12 protein-coding genes are annotated in these 17,309 nt (G+C 43.3%); 8 read left to right on the top strand and 4 right to left on the bottom strand.

Features of this window, described 5'->3' with window-relative positions; all coding sequences use genetic code 11:
* The first annotated feature begins 19 nt into the window (after positions 1-19).
* From CLV99_RS20025 to CLV99_RS20005, 5 genes are read left to right on the top strand one after another with little or no spacing between them, the layout of a single operon-like run.
* Entirely contained in the window at positions 20-3,385 is a 3,366-nt protein-coding gene (locus tag CLV99_RS20025; RefSeq protein ID WP_133586292.1) for a SusC/RagA family TonB-linked outer membrane protein, read from the top strand.
* Positions 3,386-3,387: 2 nt separating this feature from the next.
* Positions 3,388-4,860: a RagB/SusD family nutrient uptake outer membrane protein gene (locus CLV99_RS20020; RefSeq protein ID WP_133586291.1), complete on the top strand. Its 1,473-nt coding sequence runs from the start codon at positions 3,388-3,390 to the stop codon at positions 4,858-4,860.
* A gap of 2 nt (positions 4,861-4,862) precedes the next feature.
* Positions 4,863-5,720: a zinc-binding metallopeptidase gene (locus tag CLV99_RS20015; RefSeq protein WP_133586290.1), complete on the top strand. Its 858-nt coding sequence runs from the start codon at positions 4,863-4,865 to the stop codon at positions 5,718-5,720.
* Positions 5,721-5,732: 12 nt separating this feature from the next.
* Complete coding sequence (locus tag CLV99_RS20010; RefSeq protein ID WP_133586289.1) at positions 5,733-7,037, top strand: DUF4302 domain-containing protein; 1,305 nt, start codon at positions 5,733-5,735, stop codon at positions 7,035-7,037.
* An 11-nt stretch (positions 7,038-7,048) separates the two neighbouring features.
* Positions 7,049-8,389: a DUF4302 domain-containing protein gene (locus tag CLV99_RS20005; protein WP_133586288.1), complete on the top strand. Its 1,341-nt coding sequence runs from the start codon at positions 7,049-7,051 to the stop codon at positions 8,387-8,389.
* An 89-nt stretch (positions 8,390-8,478) separates the two neighbouring features.
* On the opposite strand, the gene CLV99_RS20000 is transcribed toward CLV99_RS20005, so the two are convergent.
* Complete coding sequence (locus tag CLV99_RS20000; RefSeq protein WP_133586287.1) at positions 8,479-9,078, bottom strand: RNA polymerase sigma-70 factor; 600 nt, start codon at positions 9,076-9,078, stop codon at positions 8,479-8,481.
* Positions 9,079-9,304: 226 nt separating this feature from the next.
* On the opposite strand from CLV99_RS20000, the gene CLV99_RS19995 reads away from it, so the two are divergent.
* From CLV99_RS19995 to CLV99_RS23490, 3 genes are all read left to right on the top strand, one after another.
* Complete coding sequence (locus CLV99_RS19995; RefSeq protein WP_133586286.1) at positions 9,305-10,213, top strand: NAD(P)/FAD-dependent oxidoreductase; 909 nt, start codon at positions 9,305-9,307, stop codon at positions 10,211-10,213.
* A 405-nt stretch (positions 10,214-10,618) separates the two neighbouring features.
* Complete coding sequence (locus tag CLV99_RS19990) at positions 10,619-11,299, top strand: serine hydrolase domain-containing protein (RefSeq protein ID WP_162850169.1); 681 nt, start codon at positions 10,619-10,621, stop codon at positions 11,297-11,299.
* Positions 11,253-12,428 (top strand): DUF3471 domain-containing protein, encoded by a 1,176-nt coding sequence (locus CLV99_RS23490; RefSeq protein ID WP_133586284.1) that lies wholly within the window; start codon positions 11,253-11,255, stop codon positions 12,426-12,428. Before CLV99_RS19990 ends, CLV99_RS23490 begins: the two co-directional genes overlap by 47 nt.
* A gap of 59 nt (positions 12,429-12,487) precedes the next feature.
* On the opposite strand, the gene CLV99_RS19980 is transcribed toward CLV99_RS23490, so the two are convergent.
* From CLV99_RS19980 to CLV99_RS19970, 3 genes are read right to left on the bottom strand one after another with little or no spacing between them, the layout of a single operon-like run.
* The gene (locus CLV99_RS19980; protein WP_133586283.1) at positions 12,488-13,633 is read right to left on the bottom strand and encodes a TlpA disulfide reductase family protein; all 1,146 of its coding nucleotides are present in this window, start codon (positions 13,631-13,633) and stop codon (positions 12,488-12,490) included.
* A 3-nt stretch (positions 13,634-13,636) separates the two neighbouring features.
* Positions 13,637-15,262 carry a S41 family peptidase gene (locus CLV99_RS19975; protein ID WP_133586282.1) on the bottom strand — a complete coding sequence of 542 codons (1,626 nt, stop codon included), beginning with the start codon at positions 15,260-15,262 and terminating at the stop codon, positions 13,637-13,639.
* A 25-nt stretch (positions 15,263-15,287) separates the two neighbouring features.
* On the bottom strand, positions 15,288-17,294 hold the full coding sequence (locus CLV99_RS19970) for a TlpA family protein disulfide reductase (protein ID WP_133586281.1): 2,007 nt from the start codon (positions 17,292-17,294) through the stop codon (positions 15,288-15,290).
* Positions 17,295-17,309 lie beyond the last annotated feature (15 nt).

Genomic DNA, 17,309 nt, shown 5'->3' with positions numbered 1-17,309 from the left:
AGCAAGTAAGTAAGAGGTAATGAAACAATTAAATTTCAAACGAAAAACTTTTAGTTCGCTGCTTATGGTTAGTCTCTGTCTAGGCACAGCCTTACCGGCTATGTCTACAGGCATAGATACCAGCAACACCAAAATCCAGCAACAGACAAAAGGAAAAGTCGTGGGTACTGATGGAACACCTATACAGGGGGTATCTATTCGTATCAAGGGAGTACAAACGAGTACAACGACAGACAAGGACGGAAACTTTACCATCATGGCACCCAATGATGCAACCCTTGAGATCAGCTATCTCGGCTATGTCAATCAGGATATCGCCGTGCGGGGGCGTGATCATATACAAATCACGCTGGTAGAAGATATTAATAAAATCGAAGACGTGGTAGTCACTGGATACCAATCGGTACAGAAGCGACAGTTCACGGGATCCTCTGTCAAGATCAAAGCCGAAGACGCCAAGCGCGAAGGTATCAGCGATGTCAGTCGGATGCTTGAGGGCCAGGTCGCCGGTGTATCCGTGCAGAACGTATCCGGTACATTTGGCGCTGCTCCCAAAATCAGGGTCCGTGGCGCGACATCTATCAGCGGAGACAACAAACCCCTCTGGGTGGTCGATGGGATGATCATCGAAGATATTGTCAATATCTCCAATGAACAACTGTCCACCGGAGATCCGGCCACCTTAGTTGGTTCTTCTGTAGCAGGTCTAAACCCCGATGATATTGAGAGCTTCGAGATATTAAAGGATGCTGCTGCAACATCGCTATATGGGGCACGCGCCATGAATGGAGTTATTGTAATCACCACAAAGCGTGGTAAAATCGGAGAACCGGCAGTTTCCTATACAGGCAACTTCTCGACTTACCTCAAGCCCAGTTATAGCCAATTCAACATCATGAATTCTTATGATCAGATGTCAGTATATGCGGAGTTAGAGCGAAAAGGTTTCCTCAACTTTGGGCAGACAGCCCGGTTTGCCAGTGGCGGTGTGTATGTAAAGATGGCCGATCTTATTAATGAGTACGATAAGAGCTCCGGAAAATTCGGTTTAAAAAATGATCCCTTGTCCCGAAGATCATTTCTAGAAAGATACGCCTATGCCAATACCGATTGGTTTGACATTCTATTTGACAATTCATTTATGCAGGAACACGCTGTGAGTGTATCTTCAGGAACGACAAAATCGCAGATATATGCATCCAGCAGTTTTCTCAAAGATAATGGATGGAGTAAAGGTGATAATGTAGAGCGCTTTACCGGCAACGTCAGGGCTACTTTTACACCCAACGACCGCGTCAGCTATGGACTGATTACACAAGGCTCCATCCGTAATCAAAAGGCTCCCGGAACGCTCGGTCGCGTAAGCAATCCGGTAGAGGGGCAGTATGCCCGGGATTTTGATATTAACCCTTACTCCTATGCACTTAACACCTCACGGGTGCTTACGGCCTATGACGAAAACGGAAATCTCGAATATTTCAGACGCAATTTTGCCCCATTCAACATTTTGCACGAGCTCGGCAACAATTACATCAATCTTAGTTTTATAGATTTTAAGATGCAGGGAGATTTTCGGTATAACATTCTGAAAAACCTAAAGTATAGTTTTGAAGGCGCCTATCGTTACGCCAAAACAAACCAGGAGCACAATATCCACGAAGATTCGAATATGCCTATGGCCTATCGTGCAGATGGTGATGCGACCATAAGGCAGTCCAATAAATTTCTGTACCGCGATCCGAACAATCCAGAAGCAGAACCTTTTGTCGTATTGCCTTACGGCGGATTCTATAAAACAAATGATAGCTATCTAACGAGTTACAACGTCAGAAACTCACTGGATTTTGACCAGAGGTTCAATGATAAACATCAGCTCCGCTCCTACCTCTTTACCGAGCTACGCTATGCCGATCGACAGTTCAAGTTTTTTGATGGTTACGGTTATCAATTTGACAAGGGTGGTGTACCGTACCTGGATCCCAACTTTGTGAAAATGGTGGTCGAAGGGAGCTCCACCTACTATGGTATGGAACGCAAATACGATCGCTTTTTAGCTTACGGATTAAATAGTAGTTACAGCTACAACAGCAGGTACAATCTCGCGGGCACGCTTCGCTATGATGGATCCAACCTGATGGGAAAAACCCGTACCGCAAGATGGCTACCTACCTGGAATCTTTCCGGCTCGTGGAATATCGATGCAGAAGACTTCTTTGCCCAACAAAGTCTCTTAAACCGGGCTACGATACGGGCTAGTTACGGATTGACTGCCAGCTCCGGTCCTGCTACCAACTCCAGCATTGTACTGATGAATGCTGCCGCCAACAGGCCCTATCTGACAGAAAGAGAATCCATCATTGAACTGATCAACCTCGAGAACTCCGAGTTGACCTGGGAAAAGCTGTATAAAACCAATATCGGCATCGATGTCGGTTTGTTGCAGAACAGGCTTTCGCTCGTCGTAGACTATTATAGACACCAAAGCTACGACCTCATCGGCCTCATACGCACGGGCGGAATCGGTGGAGAGTCCGTCAAAGTAGCCAACTACGCAGACATGAAATCGCAAGGTCTTGATGTTACCCTTGGTGGTCACGTTATCAAATCGGATAAATGGAACTGGAACAGCCAACTGAACTTTGGTTACAATAAGTCCGAAATCACCAATCTAAAGAATGAGCCCAATGTATGGTCACTGATCGGCCCCGATGGAGGTGCCAAAGAAGGATATCCACAACGATCCCTGTTCTCCATTCCTTATGTAGGGCTGAACAAAGAACTCGGTGTGCCTCAGTTTATCAATGAAAATGGAGATATATCGCAGTCTGTATACCTACAAAGTCAAAAAACAGATTTTCTAAAATATGAAGGTGCCATCGACCCCTTATTGACAGGAGGATTCTTTAACACCGTGGGATACAAAAACCTGAAACTATCGGCATTACTCACTTTCAGTACAGGAAATATAGTGCGCCTACGACCAGCGTTCAGCGCCTCCTATTCAGAGCTCGATGCAACTCCCGAAGATCTATTAGACCGCTGGGTTCTCTTTGGGGATGATATCGCCCCTTCTATCATGGATGCACGTACCGGAGCACAGCTGATCGATGGCTATCCCTATAATAACTACAATTACTCCACAGCACGCGTAGCAAAAGGCGATTTCATCCGGGTGAAGCAACTTATGTTGACCTATACCCTACCAACAAAAATATTCAACAACTTACCGATTAAAAGTAGCTCCATCAGCCTAGTGGGAAATAATCTCTGGCTATTATACTCGGATAAGACCTTACGTGGCCAAGACCCCGAATTCCTAGGATCAGGTGGTGTAGCCATGCCGATACCGAGACAGTTTACTTTTTCACTAAAAGTAGGATTATAACGATGAAAACAAAAACATATCTAAGAATCAGCTTTATAGCAACCTGTATTATAGCCTCTTCCTGTAGCAAATACCTGGAGCAGAGCCCCGATATGCGAACCGAGCTCGATAGCCCCGAAAAAGTGGGTGAGTTATTGGCTACAGCCTATCCGCAAGCAAACTATATCCCATTTACCGAGTCTATGACCGACAATGTAGAGGACAAAGGTGCCGGTGCCATTGATCTGGTCAATATCAATCCTTTCAACTTCCGCGATGCAGACCAGACCGGAATAGATGGCCCTATATTCTATTGGAATGCATCCTATAAGGCAATTGCTGCCGCCAATCAAGCGCTCGAAGTTATTAACAACTCGACGAATCCAGAAAAATATAGTGCCTACAAAGGAGAAGCTTTAGTAGCTCGCGCCTATGCTCATTTTATGTTGGCCGTACTATTTGCACAACCTTACTCTATCAATTCGTCTACATCCGACCCGGGTATACCCTACGTTACGGATACTGAAAATATAGTCATTAAAAAATATACACGGGGCACCGTTGCCACTGTGTACGAAAATATTGAAAAAGACCTGCTAGAAGGTCTTCCACTACTGGACGACAGCAAGTACAAATCGCCAAAATATCACTTTACAAAAGTAGCAGCGCACGCTTTTGCCTCGCGCTATTATCTATTCAAACGTGACTACAAAACGGCTATTGTGCATGCCGAGGCAGCCTTTCCGGGAGACGCTGTGACCTCCAGTCTGCGTCCCGTAAATAGCGAGACTTACCGCAGCTATCAATACCTCGAACTACAGGCTCAATATACACGGGCCGACAATCCGGCCAACTTACTGCTGGTAGAGACTCCCTCGGTATGGGGCAGGTCATATTTCAGCTATCGATATGGGCTTACGAGCAATCTGATGGCCAAGTTTTTCAATTCGGCCAATGTTACGACCGGTATCTGGGCCTACAACGTATATGGTAGCGAGCTGAGTTTGAATATTCCCAAATTCCGGGAACATTTCGTAAAACAGAGTCTGCATGCCGAATCAGGTGTACCTTATAATATGGTTCCTTTATTCAGCAGCGAAGAGGTATTATTTAACCGTGCAGAGAGCCAAGCGATGCTCGGCAACTATGATGCGGCATTGGAAGATATCAACCGATTTGCCTCTACCAAATTTATTCACTCCTATATGTTCCCTATCTATTTTGACGATCTACTGGAAGTCAATATGAAAAAGCTATTGGCATTTTACAAAACACAGGATCGCAAACAAGCCGTCCTCAACTGCATACTGGATTTTAAACAGGTATACTTTATTGCCGAGGGACAGCGATGGTTTGACATTGTACGCCATAACCTGACCGTCGAACATAAGACTAGCAAAGGCGATGTCATGATTCTCGGTCCTAACCACCCTATGCGTGTTTTTCAGATGCCCGAAGAAGTACAGAGTTCAGGTATACAACTTAATCCAAGATAACAATGAAAACAACAATTATAAGCATACTTCTACTCGCGGGCTTAGCCATGATGAGTTGCACAAAAAGTGAAGTTCTGCCCGACGCGCCAATATTGGGATTGGGTGGCGAAACCTGGGTTGCGGGACCAATAGACAAATGGTTGGAGACCAACTTTGTCACCCCCTATAACATCGAGGTAAAATACAAATGGGATCCTTTTGAACTCAACTACCTGAGGAACCTTGTACCCGTCAAAGAAGAAAAAGTAGAACTGGTGATGACCGCTGTACGGGATATCTGGATAGCGCCCTATGTCAAATCTGCGGGAGAAGATTTTATCAAGAAATACAGTCCTAAAGTATTTATGTTGGCCGGAAGTGCCGAGCATAATAACGACGGGACTATCGTACTCGGACAGGCCGAAGGTGGACGTAAAATCGTACTTATGGTGGTTAATAAATTTGCCAAGGAGAGCCCGGACCAGGTCGTGCAGATGCTTCATACCATTCACCATGAATTCGCCCATATTTTGCATCAGAACAGACTTTATCCGGTCGAATGGAAATCACTCAATCCACAGCATTATACCGCTGCCTGGTTCAATAGCAGCGACCAGCTGGCGCAGTCTCAAGGTCTGGTCACGGCCTATGCCAAGGCTAGCCCCGATGAGGATTTTGTAGAAACCGTATCTGTTCTTTTAGTCTATGGGCAGGATGCCTTTAATACCATCGTGAACAACCCCAACCTACCTGTAGAAGCGAGAAACATTTTGCGTAAAAAAGAAGATATCGTCGTTCGTTACTTCCAACGTGAATATGGTATCAACTTCAGGACATTACAGGCCGACACACAAAAAGCTATTCAGGAATTTATCAAATAAGACCTAATTATAATGAAACGACTCTATATATTATTGGCCTTGATCCCTCTTATCTTCGCCTGCCAAAAGGAAGATGCATATACGGGATTACGACCAGACGAAAGATTGTCTGAGGCCATGCAGAAATATGAAAACCTTTTAAAAGATGCGCCTTATGGCTGGAAAGGTCACCTCTATACACAAGAGGGTGGTGGCTACGGATTTCTCTTTAATTTTGACGGCAGCAACAGGGTTGAAATGCTCGCCGATATCTCCAACGAATCGACTCATATCAGCAAAGAAAGCTCGTATCGACTTAAAGCAGCATTGCTCCCCAGTTTGTACTTTGATACCTATTCTTATATTCACTTACTGGCAGATCCAGATCCCGACGTTTTTGGAGGTAAACCCGCCTGGGGGTACTATTCGGATTTCGAATTTTCTATTTTGAAAAGTTCTGCCGACAGCATCCTGATGCGTGGCAATCTCAATGGTTCGAAACTACTACTTGTTAAAGCCTCCCAAGAGGAATCCAACGCCTATAAAGCAGGCAATCTCCAGACTTTAAAGAGCGGGACTATTGACTTTTTAAGTACCAATCGATTCCCCTATATCATGACCAAAACGGGAGATCTTGTTGCCTTGAATTTCAATATGCGGACGAAAAAACTGACGCTGACCTACGACAGTGCCCAGCAGGTTCAAAATAAATCCGTAGGCTTTGCCTTTTCAGGTTTAAACTACCTGGAGCTAGAAAGCCCCATACGCTATGGAGGAACGCAAATAAACCGCTTTTCCCTGGATAAGGCAAGCTCTTTCCTAGTTGGGCTGGACGGAGCAAAAGAGACACAGCTATTCAGTTCGAGTACGCCCCTATTTAGCTTCAACCAGATGTTAGGGGTTCAATTTGACTACATCTTGATTCCCTTTGAGGAAAATGTACCTGGGTCAGGATCCGATTTTAATTCCAGAAGAACTGCTGCGCTTAATCAATTACAGACCATGCTTGCCGCAGGCTCTAAATTTCCGTATCTGGCCGTACGCTTTGATAAAAAGGAGAAAACCATGTTGCTGACCCTGGTCATCCAGCAGGGCAATGAAAGCTATGTTGCGAATTATTCCTTCTATTATACCATAGAAAATGAGAAGTACAGATTTGTATACGAAAAAGCGGTAGACGGGAATGCCAATTATGTCTTTGAGGCTATGATCCCTTTACTTCAGGGCTTTGTAAATGGAGACTTCAATTTTGATTACCAAGTGGTGAACAATGAACTTATGGGATACGGACAAAGTGCTAGCAACCCGAATTTTAAATTTTTAGGCACATTGGAATAAATACTAAAATCATGTCAACAATAAATAAACTCTTCGTCTTTATCCTACTCCTGCTTAGTATCAGCAGCTGTAAAAAAGACACACTGGAAGCCTACGAGGTGGAGCCTGTATTCATGAGCAATGAAGAAGCTATCGCTCATTTCAAGGCCAACTTTATAGATGGACAATCTGCCTGGAAAGCCATACTAACAACCAAAAATACGGGTAAAGCCTATGGCTTATATGTCACCCTATCAGAAAAAGGAGAAGTAAACATGTTGTCGGATCTATACCCTGATGCCGGCAATCAGTTTACAACTACTTCTTATCGTTTACAGGCACATGCTGGCAATGCCGTGCTCAACTTCTCATTGGGAAGTTACCTTGATGCCATCTTTATACAGCAAGGTCGACACAAGATCAGTGCAGACACCAGTTATACTTTCCGCTACGCTATCCAGGATACCGTAGTCTTATTGGGCAACCAACACGGCGACGAACTAAAACTTGTACGCACTACGGTAGAAGAGCGGAATGCCTACAACGGATCCGCTCTATATCATTCGTTATGGAACACCTTCAACTATTTTAACACCAATCGATTCCATTCTTTCCTATACGGTAATGGAAAAGCAGTCCAAATAATGATTGATCAAAATGAACGGTCAGCTATTGCCTATTATGTCGAGAACAACAAACTCATCACAACGACATCTTACATATCCTATGGAATCAATCACATTAATTTCAGAACACCTCTATTAATCAATGGTAAAGAGGTAAGACAATTGTACATAGATCCTACCAAGACACAACTGTACGCACAGGAAGGCAATCAACGTATAGACCTGATAGGCTCAAGAGTTCCGATCATACCGATGCACCTTTTCTTAGGACATGGCATACCGTCGACCATATCGGCACCTAATCCATTTACCTATTACGCTTTGGAAGGTTGGTCAGACGATGCCTATCTTGCCTGGTTTAACTCGACCATGAATTTTTTCAACAGCCCTTACGAGGCGGCCTTTATGCTTGGCGATTTTGACTTTGTAGAAGACAGCAAACAGATGAATATCTCCCTCCATTTTCAGATGGGGCAATCAAATTATGTCGCCATATTTCCTTTCAATTATACCAAAACCGACGCTGGTATATACACATTTACCCCAGGTCAATTAAAAGGAGATATCCCAGAGCATCTCAATGCCAGCCTTATACAGGATTATGTACAGGATTTTCTCCGGTTAATGATTGTCAGCAGATACACCTTGGATTATTACGAATCAGGAGACATGTTCTTAGGTCAATTCAAAGGCGTAGATAATCCGAACATCACCTTTACCGGTTTTTTCGGCACCCTAGCAGAATAAAAGGATTGTGTGTTTAGTATGGAGTGTAGGGTTATCAAGGTGACCCTTACTCCTCTTTTTGAACGGAACATGGAGGTCTAGCTTTACGCTTACCGGTGAAACAACAGACCTATGATACACAGGAAAATGGAGACATCCTTGTCGTCGAAATGCTTTCTAAAATGCTTTAAAGAGGTGCTTATTTGATTTTTCACCGTTTGCAAGGAAATATTAAGCCTATCTGCTATCTCTTGGTTGGAAAGGTTCTCAATACGGCTCATATGAAAAATAAGTCGTCTCTGCTCTGGCAACTCCGCTAATATGACTTTATATTTTTCTTCAAGTTCTTTGGCTAACAATTGCGAGTCCGCACTCAGGTAAGACGTTTCTAGCGTTTCGTCCAACTCATCGATAGAAGTTGTCATAATTTTCTTCTTTTTCAAATGATCCAATACCCCATTCTTGATGCACTTGAATAGAAATGGCTGCAGTGAGTTATCAAACGCCAGATCCGATTTTTTATTCCACAACCGCAGCATCACATCTATAGCTAACTCTTCGGCAATATATTCGTCTTTAAGTATGGTCAATGCAAAAGCACGAAGCCGTTTAAAATATCGTTTAAACACAACTTCGAATGCCTGTTCATCACCCTCCCTAAAATATATGTATAGGTCTGAATCTGTTAAATCTTTGAGTTTAATCTTCATCAGGTCAGTAGTATAGATCTTTGTAAAACGACAGCAAATTAACTATATTTTTCGATATTGTAAAATTTATACTTCAACTACGATAATGTAATTTCTCACTTATCTCTCGTCTTAATACTATCTTCATTCAACCTAGTCAGCTTTATTAAATGCAACAATATTGCTTTTAATTGTTTTTATTTCTAATTTTGTCTGAATAGGTAACGTATTCACTAAAAGACATACTATGCAAGAGAATAGATATTTTGACGCCATAATCATTGGAGGGAGCTATGCGGGCCTATCTGCTGCCATGGCCTTAGGACGGTCGCTCCGTCGGGTGCTAATCATCGACAGTGGCTTGCCCTGTAATCGTTACACCCCACACTCCCATAACTTCATCACACATGATGGTAGCACACCCAGCGAGATCGCTGCTGTGGCAAAGACACAGGTACTAAAATACGATACAGTAGATTTCTTACAGGATACCGCCGAAAGCGGCCAAAAGACCGAACAAGGTTTTGAAATACGCACTGCCTCTGGCAACACCTTCTATAGCAAAAAAATTATACTGGCTACTGGGATCAAAGACCTCTTCCCTGATATCAAAGGATTTGCTGCCTGCTGGGGAAAATCGGTAATCCACTGCCCGTATTGTCATGGTTACGAGTTCAAAAGTAAAAAGACAGCGATTCTCTCCGATTCCGAAAAGGCACTACATCTGGCAGGGCTTATCCACAATCTGACGGATAGCGTCACCCTTATCCCATCCCAAAATGCTACGTTTACGGAGGAGCAAAATTCTAAATTAGAGCGGAACAATATACATATCCTTTCCAAAAAAGTACAGGAGATCGTCCATCAAGACGGGCAGATCAGTGCGTTGATATTCAGTGATGGTACAATGGAAAATTTTGAAGCCCTATATGCTGCTATCCCTTTCGTACAGCATTCTGCTATTCCCGAACAGCTCGGTTGCGCACTAACAGAAGCGGGGCATCTCAAAACCGACTCCTTACAACAGACCTCTGTAGAAGGTGTTTTCGCTGCAGGGGATTGTTCCGGTATGATGCGATCCGTAGCCTATGCAGTTTCGACAGGAAATATAGCTGGAGCAATGGTAAACCATCAGATCGTCCAAGAAGAGTTTTAATACGCCTTTATATAGTAGCAATACAGGCCCCGATACGCTCGGGGCCTGTGTTGCTAATCCTAGTATCCAAAATCTAAATACTAAACTCTAAATACTATTTAGCTGCTCCTTCCTTCGCTCCAGCAACCGCAACATCATACAGAATCCATCACCATGGTCTACAACAACTCTTCCCATTTAACCTCTACCGTTATTAGCAAACGGAAAGAATTTCACTAAAGAAAAACATTCGTTGGTCTACCAATGACTACAATTTTTCAACTCAAAATCTCTCAGGGACTTTGAGTGTTGTGGAACATAATTACATTAATAATTAAAATGATTTTATAACTTTAGAAAACCACTATCCAAAGATGGATGGAAACCTCTATTTAGGTTATGAAATTACAAATCGTCCCAACTATAATGAAAAGACTAACTTTTATTCTCATTCTATTGCTCCACACAGTAGCTTTTGCTCAAAAAAAGGAACAGAACACGATCGAAAATAAGCTGCTTGCACTTGATAAAACCTTAGAACAGATCCGTAACGATTGGAATGTTGCCGGCTTTTCAGTTGCCGTAGTTTCCAAAGACAAGGTAATCTATAGCAAAGGCTTTGGCTATAGGGACCTAGAGAAAAAACTTCCTGCTGATGCCAACACCCTATTTGCAATAGGCTCCTGTAGTAAGACATTTACAGGCACGCTGATAGGCCAATTGGTCAACGAAAAAAAAGTAGACTTAGATAAACCTGCGGTATCATATCTACCAACTCTAAAGTTTTACAACGACCAAATGAACAACCTGGTTACTGTACGCGACATGCTGGCCCATACCACTGGATTGCCAAGACACGATCTATCCTGGTACCTCTCACCTACACATGCTAAAGACAGCTTATTAGCGCGTATTCAATACCAAGAGCCTAACAAACCCATTAGAACAGCCTGGCAGTACAACAACTTCATGTATTTAGCCTTAGGTTGCCTAGACGAACAGATGACTAAAAAAACATGGGAGCAGGATATTAAAGAAAAAATATTTGTACCACATACAGATGAGCCGATCAAACTGCTCACTTCGGGAATGGACTGCCGATGCTAATATTTCATTAGGATATACCGTAAAAGAGGATAAAACCATTAAAAGAATGAACTATTTCGACATTGCGGCCATGTCGCCAGCCGGGGCGATAAATAGCAGTGCCAATGAAATGGCCAATTGGCTGAAAGCATGGATAAACGATGGCCGCTATGAAGGCAAAGAAGTTATTCCTGCTAGTTACAGATCCGAAGCTATAGCATCGCAATCAATCATTGCCGCTGGCCTGCCCGGCAAAGTAAAACCCGACATCATGTTTGCGACATACGGCTTTGGCTGGATGCTGGCTAGCTATAAGGGCCACTACCGCGTCGAGCATGGTGGAAATATTGATGGCTTCAGTGCCAGCACCTCCTTTTTTCCAACGGATAGCATCGGTATTGTCGTACTGACTAACCAAAATAGTTCGGGGACAACAGCTATAATAAGAAATACGATAGCAGACGCAGTGTTAGGCTTAAAGTATTATGATTGGAATGCAGAAGCACTTGAAGGCTTAAAAAAACCGAAAGATACCACCAAAAACACTCCTGAAGTACAACCGTTACGACCAACCACGCACCAGCTAAAGTCTTATGCCGGGACATATGCGAATGCAGGGTATGGAAAATTAAGAGTAAGTCTAGAAAACGATTCTCTTTTTATCCATGCTTCTAAGAAGTTTTGGTTAAAGCATAATAACTTCAACAGTTTTGACCTTCTATTGGTGGATCCTGTAGAAGGAATTGATACAACAAGTCAAACCATGCGCCTTCAGTTCAACCTAAGCAACAATGGTGATATTAGTAGCATCAGCATGCCGTTAGAACCGAGCGTTAAGCCTATTGAATTTGTCCGGGAACTTACCGAAGTAAGCGTAGACGAGAAAGAACTTAAAAAATATGTAGGCGATTATAGCCTATCGAATATGACAGTGAAGGTCTATATTAAAAACAACACAACGCTCTATGCACTCGTTCCTGGACAGCCAGATTACGAACTTCTAGCTTTAGGCGACAATAAATTTGCAATAAAAGCGCTGACAGGATTCTTTCTTCAATTTGCGGTTGATGCAAAAAACAAGGTAAGCCAAGTGACATTTATACAGCCTAATGGAAATTTTGCGGCTAAAAAGATAACCACAACGCCATAAACAACAACGCCTGAGACTTATCACCTCAGGCGTTCTGATTTTAAGTATCCAGATCTAGATTATTTACCAAAAATTTCCACCAGCTTATTATCCAATTCTTCTCCTCTTAAATACTTTGCTATAATTTTACCTTCCGGATCGATCAGGTAATTCATGGGAATAGCTTTTACCTCATACAATGCACCTGCTTCATTATCCCATCCCTTCAAGTCACCTACCTGCTTCCAAGTAAGGCCATCATCTTGTATCGCTTTTAACCACTTCGCTTTATCAGTAGCTTTATCCATCGATACGCCCAAGATCTCAAATCCCCGGTCCTTATATTGCGCGTAGGACTTTACTAAATTTGGATTTTCGCGACGGCATGGGGCGCACCACGATGCCCAAAAGTCCAATAGCACATATTTACCTCTAAAATCGGATAGCTTTACTGGATTACCATCTACATCTGGTTGCGTGAAGTCCGGTGCTTCCACACCTTCTTGTGTCTTTTTAACCTGTCCAATACGCTCTGCTACCTTACGGCCTAGTTCGGTATTGCGCAAAGAACCATCTAGTCCTAGAAACACTTTTTCTAAACCTACCGCATCAAAACCATCGCCCAGAATAGAACTCAATGCCATCAGTGCCATGTAGCTTTTGGGACTCTTGCTGATATAGCCCAACTTCGCATCTTCCGTTTGCTTTTGAATAGTTGCGGCACGGTCCTCCAAGGATTGTAGGTATTTCGGGTTCTGCTGCTCTGCCATAGGCTTGGATGCATATTCTTTGTTCAGTTCTTCGTACTGTGCGTAGATAGGCGCCAGCATAGTATTAACTTTCTGATTCTCCTCATTCAGTGGCGATCCCGAGATAGTAGCATTTTTGATAGAATCAGTCGCTACAATTTTAATATCCGCACCTTCAATAAAAAAGGGGAATAAATCCCACTGTCTCGGCGCTTTCGGGTCTTCCGGTTTATTGTCATGCGCAACACGTATTGCTCCTTCCATCGGCGACGGTATTGTTCCTTTAAAAGAAAACTTTCCGTTGTTTACAAATGTAGAGTCAATGATTTCCTTGCCTTCTATTTTATACCTTAAATAAGCTTTAGCAGGTTTATTGAGCTTTCCGATCTGTCCATCTATCGTGTAATTCTGTTGTGCAAAACCAACTACGGGTAATGCAAAAGCAATTAATAACGCTATTTTTCCAGTATTTATCATTATCTATTTTTTTGTGTTTTTCTTCTTTGTTTTTTTTACTTCCGACAGCTTTTCCTGCCTGTTAAGCAGACCATCATATTTTTCCTGATCCTTCAGAATCGTAATTGCCGTCTTGAAACTTTCACTAGCTTCCGTACGTATACGGGTTTGGTAATCATAGCCTGTGTACAACAGGGAAGCAATTTGCGCCTTCATTTCCAGCGCGATGCTTTCTTGCGCTCCTGTTGTTTCCGGCAGGACCAACTTCATTTTAGGAGCGTTGGTGATTATGCCAGTAAGGAGCGATTCGGGGATCTTATAGTCCCTATTAAAAGATTTAAAATCTTTGTACTGCTCCAACAGTTGCACGCGATGTGTCTGTACATAATCAAATCCAAACTTGACAAGAAGTCCAGACTGCACCAGATGTCCCATCCATTCACTATATACATTAGTATCGATAGGAATGAACCTGTCTGGCGTAATACCACCACCTCCGTACACCGTACGCTTTGTGCCTAGCGTACTATGTTTCAACGAATCAGCAAAAACCACATGTCCTTCTTCGATCAATTCTTTTGAAGCCATACGTCTATTAAAATCTGCGAAGTAATCGGCGGCACCTTTATCGTAGGGGCGCTGTATGGAGCGGTCGGCAGGTGTATAATAACGGGCACCTGTCAATTGGAGTACAGAACCATCAGGCAGGTCATAAGGGCGCTGCATGAGTCCTTTACCAAAACTGCGACGGCCTACGATAACCGCCCTATCCCAATCCTGTAAAGCTCCCGAAACAATTTCACTGGCAGAAGCAGTAGATTCATCGATCAACACTACTATGTTACCATCGTAAAAACGTCCAAAGCCGCCGGTAAAATAATAGTCCTTTTCTCCTTGATTATTCATCGAATAGAAAACAATCTTTTCTTTTGGTAAGAACTCGTCCACCACACCAATGGCAGACTGCACATAACCACCACCATTACCTTGCAGATCAAGGATCAACTTTTTCATTCCTTTTTTCTGCAATTGTTCGATAGCCGAATCGATCTCTTGCCGGGTGGTCCCATTAAAGATCACCAACGAAATATACCCGATCTCGTCGTCGACCATATAAGCCTGCCGAACAGAGCGGTCGAGAATGCTTTCACGTATGATTTCGATATTACGGACCGTTTCGACTATCGGAGATTTGATACCCAACGTGACCGGAACACCTTTATCACCACGCAGCTTGAGCATAATATCCTGGTTCTTCAGCTGTTGCCCTACGATAGACTCGCCATTAACGCTCACGATCTGGTCTCCCACCCGTAGCCCAGCACGCATAGCCGGACCGTCAGGGTTGACCTCCGTGATATAGGTACTGTCCTTGCTTTTCAGAAACTGAATACCTATACCTGCAAAACTTCCGCTCATACCCACGTTCATGGCTTCGGCTTCCTCCCGGCTTGTATACCTCGAATGCGGATCCAGCTCAGCCAACATCGCCTTTATCGCTGCATCCACTAACTTTTCCTCATCCACCTGATCCACGTAATTTTTCTGGATGACTTTTAGTGCCTCCTCAAATTTATACTTGGGATTCATCTGCGCTTGTAGTGACAGCGCCATTCCTACCATTCCAAAAAGTAACCCTGTTTTTATCATGTTTCTAATACCTTAATACGTACGCTTATTCACTTCTTAATTTCTCGATCACTAACGAAAGCTCATCCATCAGTTTGCTTGGGCTTCCGGAGTAGCCTCCAGATGAATACCTGATCACCCCATTCTTGATGACAATCTTGCGCGGGATAGAAGAGTCACTGAATACAGGACCAACCAAAGATTTAAACAACACATCCTGCGCGCCATTTTTCGCATTTTCCGCATCGTGCAAGAGCGTAAAACGGTAGCCTTCGCCACGTGCGAAATTGACCGACTTTGCCCGGTAATCGCCTGTCTGCATCGTCCCCACCATATAGATATCCACCTGCTTGTCGTTGGCATACTTGTCGACTAAGAGCTGCATACCTGGAAATGCCATGATACATGGACGGCACCAGGTTGCCCAAAAGTCCATCACCACGATTTTATCTTTTAGGTCATGCGATGTGATGTGACCACCATCTGCATTTTCCAACGAGAATACCGGCATCTGATAGTTGAAATTCAGGTGTTCATTAACATATGCTTCCAACTCGGCCTTTTCTTCCGATGATTTCAAGCTAGCCAGATACGCTTCATAGCCGGCATAGCTGCCACCATGACCTTTTCTGAAACTCGCTTTGAGCGTATCAAACATTTGCGGGGTGACCGCATTTGCACGGGCACACATTTCCAAGAACGGAACTACCTCATTATTTGCACCTAGTTTCTCCAATACATTCAAGTTAATTTCATTCAGTTCGGCATTCGCATATTTTCCTTCCTCTGAGAGTTCAAAGAAGTATTTACGGGCCTGTTCGTAACGGCCTAGATCGTTTAGCAGAGATATATGTGTAAATAAACGTTCATCTACTTGTTTCCACATGTTAGAATCAGCTGCCTCCGTAGACATAAAATCCGATTTATACGAATTGTCCTGTTTTTTTGTCAACAGATCCTGAATTAAAGGTTCGGCTACTTCATACAAAGAATCTTTGGACACCATCTTAAACATATAGGCGCGCATGACATTCCAACGCAGTAATTCGTTGGCAGTGCGGAAATCAAGATCTTTAAATAACGCTTGAAACTTATCAAACTGCTTATCATCAAAATAGCTAGAGCCTATTCCGCGGTATACCGCATAGTAGATAAAGCCTTTACTGTCTGGCTTCTTACGCCATTCCGATATCGGATAACGCTGTAAAAAATCTTCATACGAAGGAATCACTTCCTGTAAAGAACCCGATGTACGGATATTGCTGTAAGCCACAAAACGGGCTGTTGAGCTATTAGGATATTGCGCTGTGATATATTGGCCAACACATTCAGCCAGTGCATCCTGTTTCACCTGATGCTTCAGGAAAAGCTGTAAACTTCCAAGCTGTTCTTCTTTAAAAGCCTTATCCTTTACTAACTGATCGACGACCTTCGTAGCTGCAGTGGCAAACTGGGTATCATCAAGCAGTACACGTTGTGCACCGAGGTACGTCGCAAAATTGTTGTTGATAGCGGCTCCTGAAAGCTTTTCCTCCTTTTTGATGAGCTGTGCTAGGTACTCCTTTTGCGGTATAGGCTCTCCTTCATAATAATTAAGGAGCGCCCCTTTAGCTAATGTAGGTATCAGGAATGATGCTTCTGCCAAGTAAGCCCCTTTCTGCGGTTGACCTTTGGTATCTGCCACGGGTGTTCCGTAGCCTTTATTAGCGTTATTGTCTGCCATATCAGGCTCATGAAGATCTCCCTGAAAAAATCGCGCGGCAATAAAAAATGTGGAATCTTTCACCGGATAAGACAGCTCCCATTGTTTGTCGCCGACAGCTTTCATATCAAAACTCTCCATTTTCCAAAACCCCTTTTGGAAGGTATATAGGGCGACTTTTACTTCATCACTAAATTCCAGATCACCACCTTTACTGTTGTAAAGCACACGCGTTTGCTGGCCCACTTTGACCGGTTGGTTTGGAAAAACTGCACTTTGATAAGGTTGCACCTGAGCATGCAACAGCGTGCCCCAGAGTACGAGTACGGCTAAAACTATTTTTTTCATCATCTATAAATTATGTAA

Origin of the sequence: Sphingobacterium yanglingense (assembly GCF_004363245.1) — a bacterium.
In the GTDB taxonomy this organism is placed as follows: Bacteria; Bacteroidota; Bacteroidia; order Sphingobacteriales; family Sphingobacteriaceae; genus Sphingobacterium; species Sphingobacterium yanglingense.
This window is presented reverse-complemented; position numbering and strand designations above follow the sequence as displayed.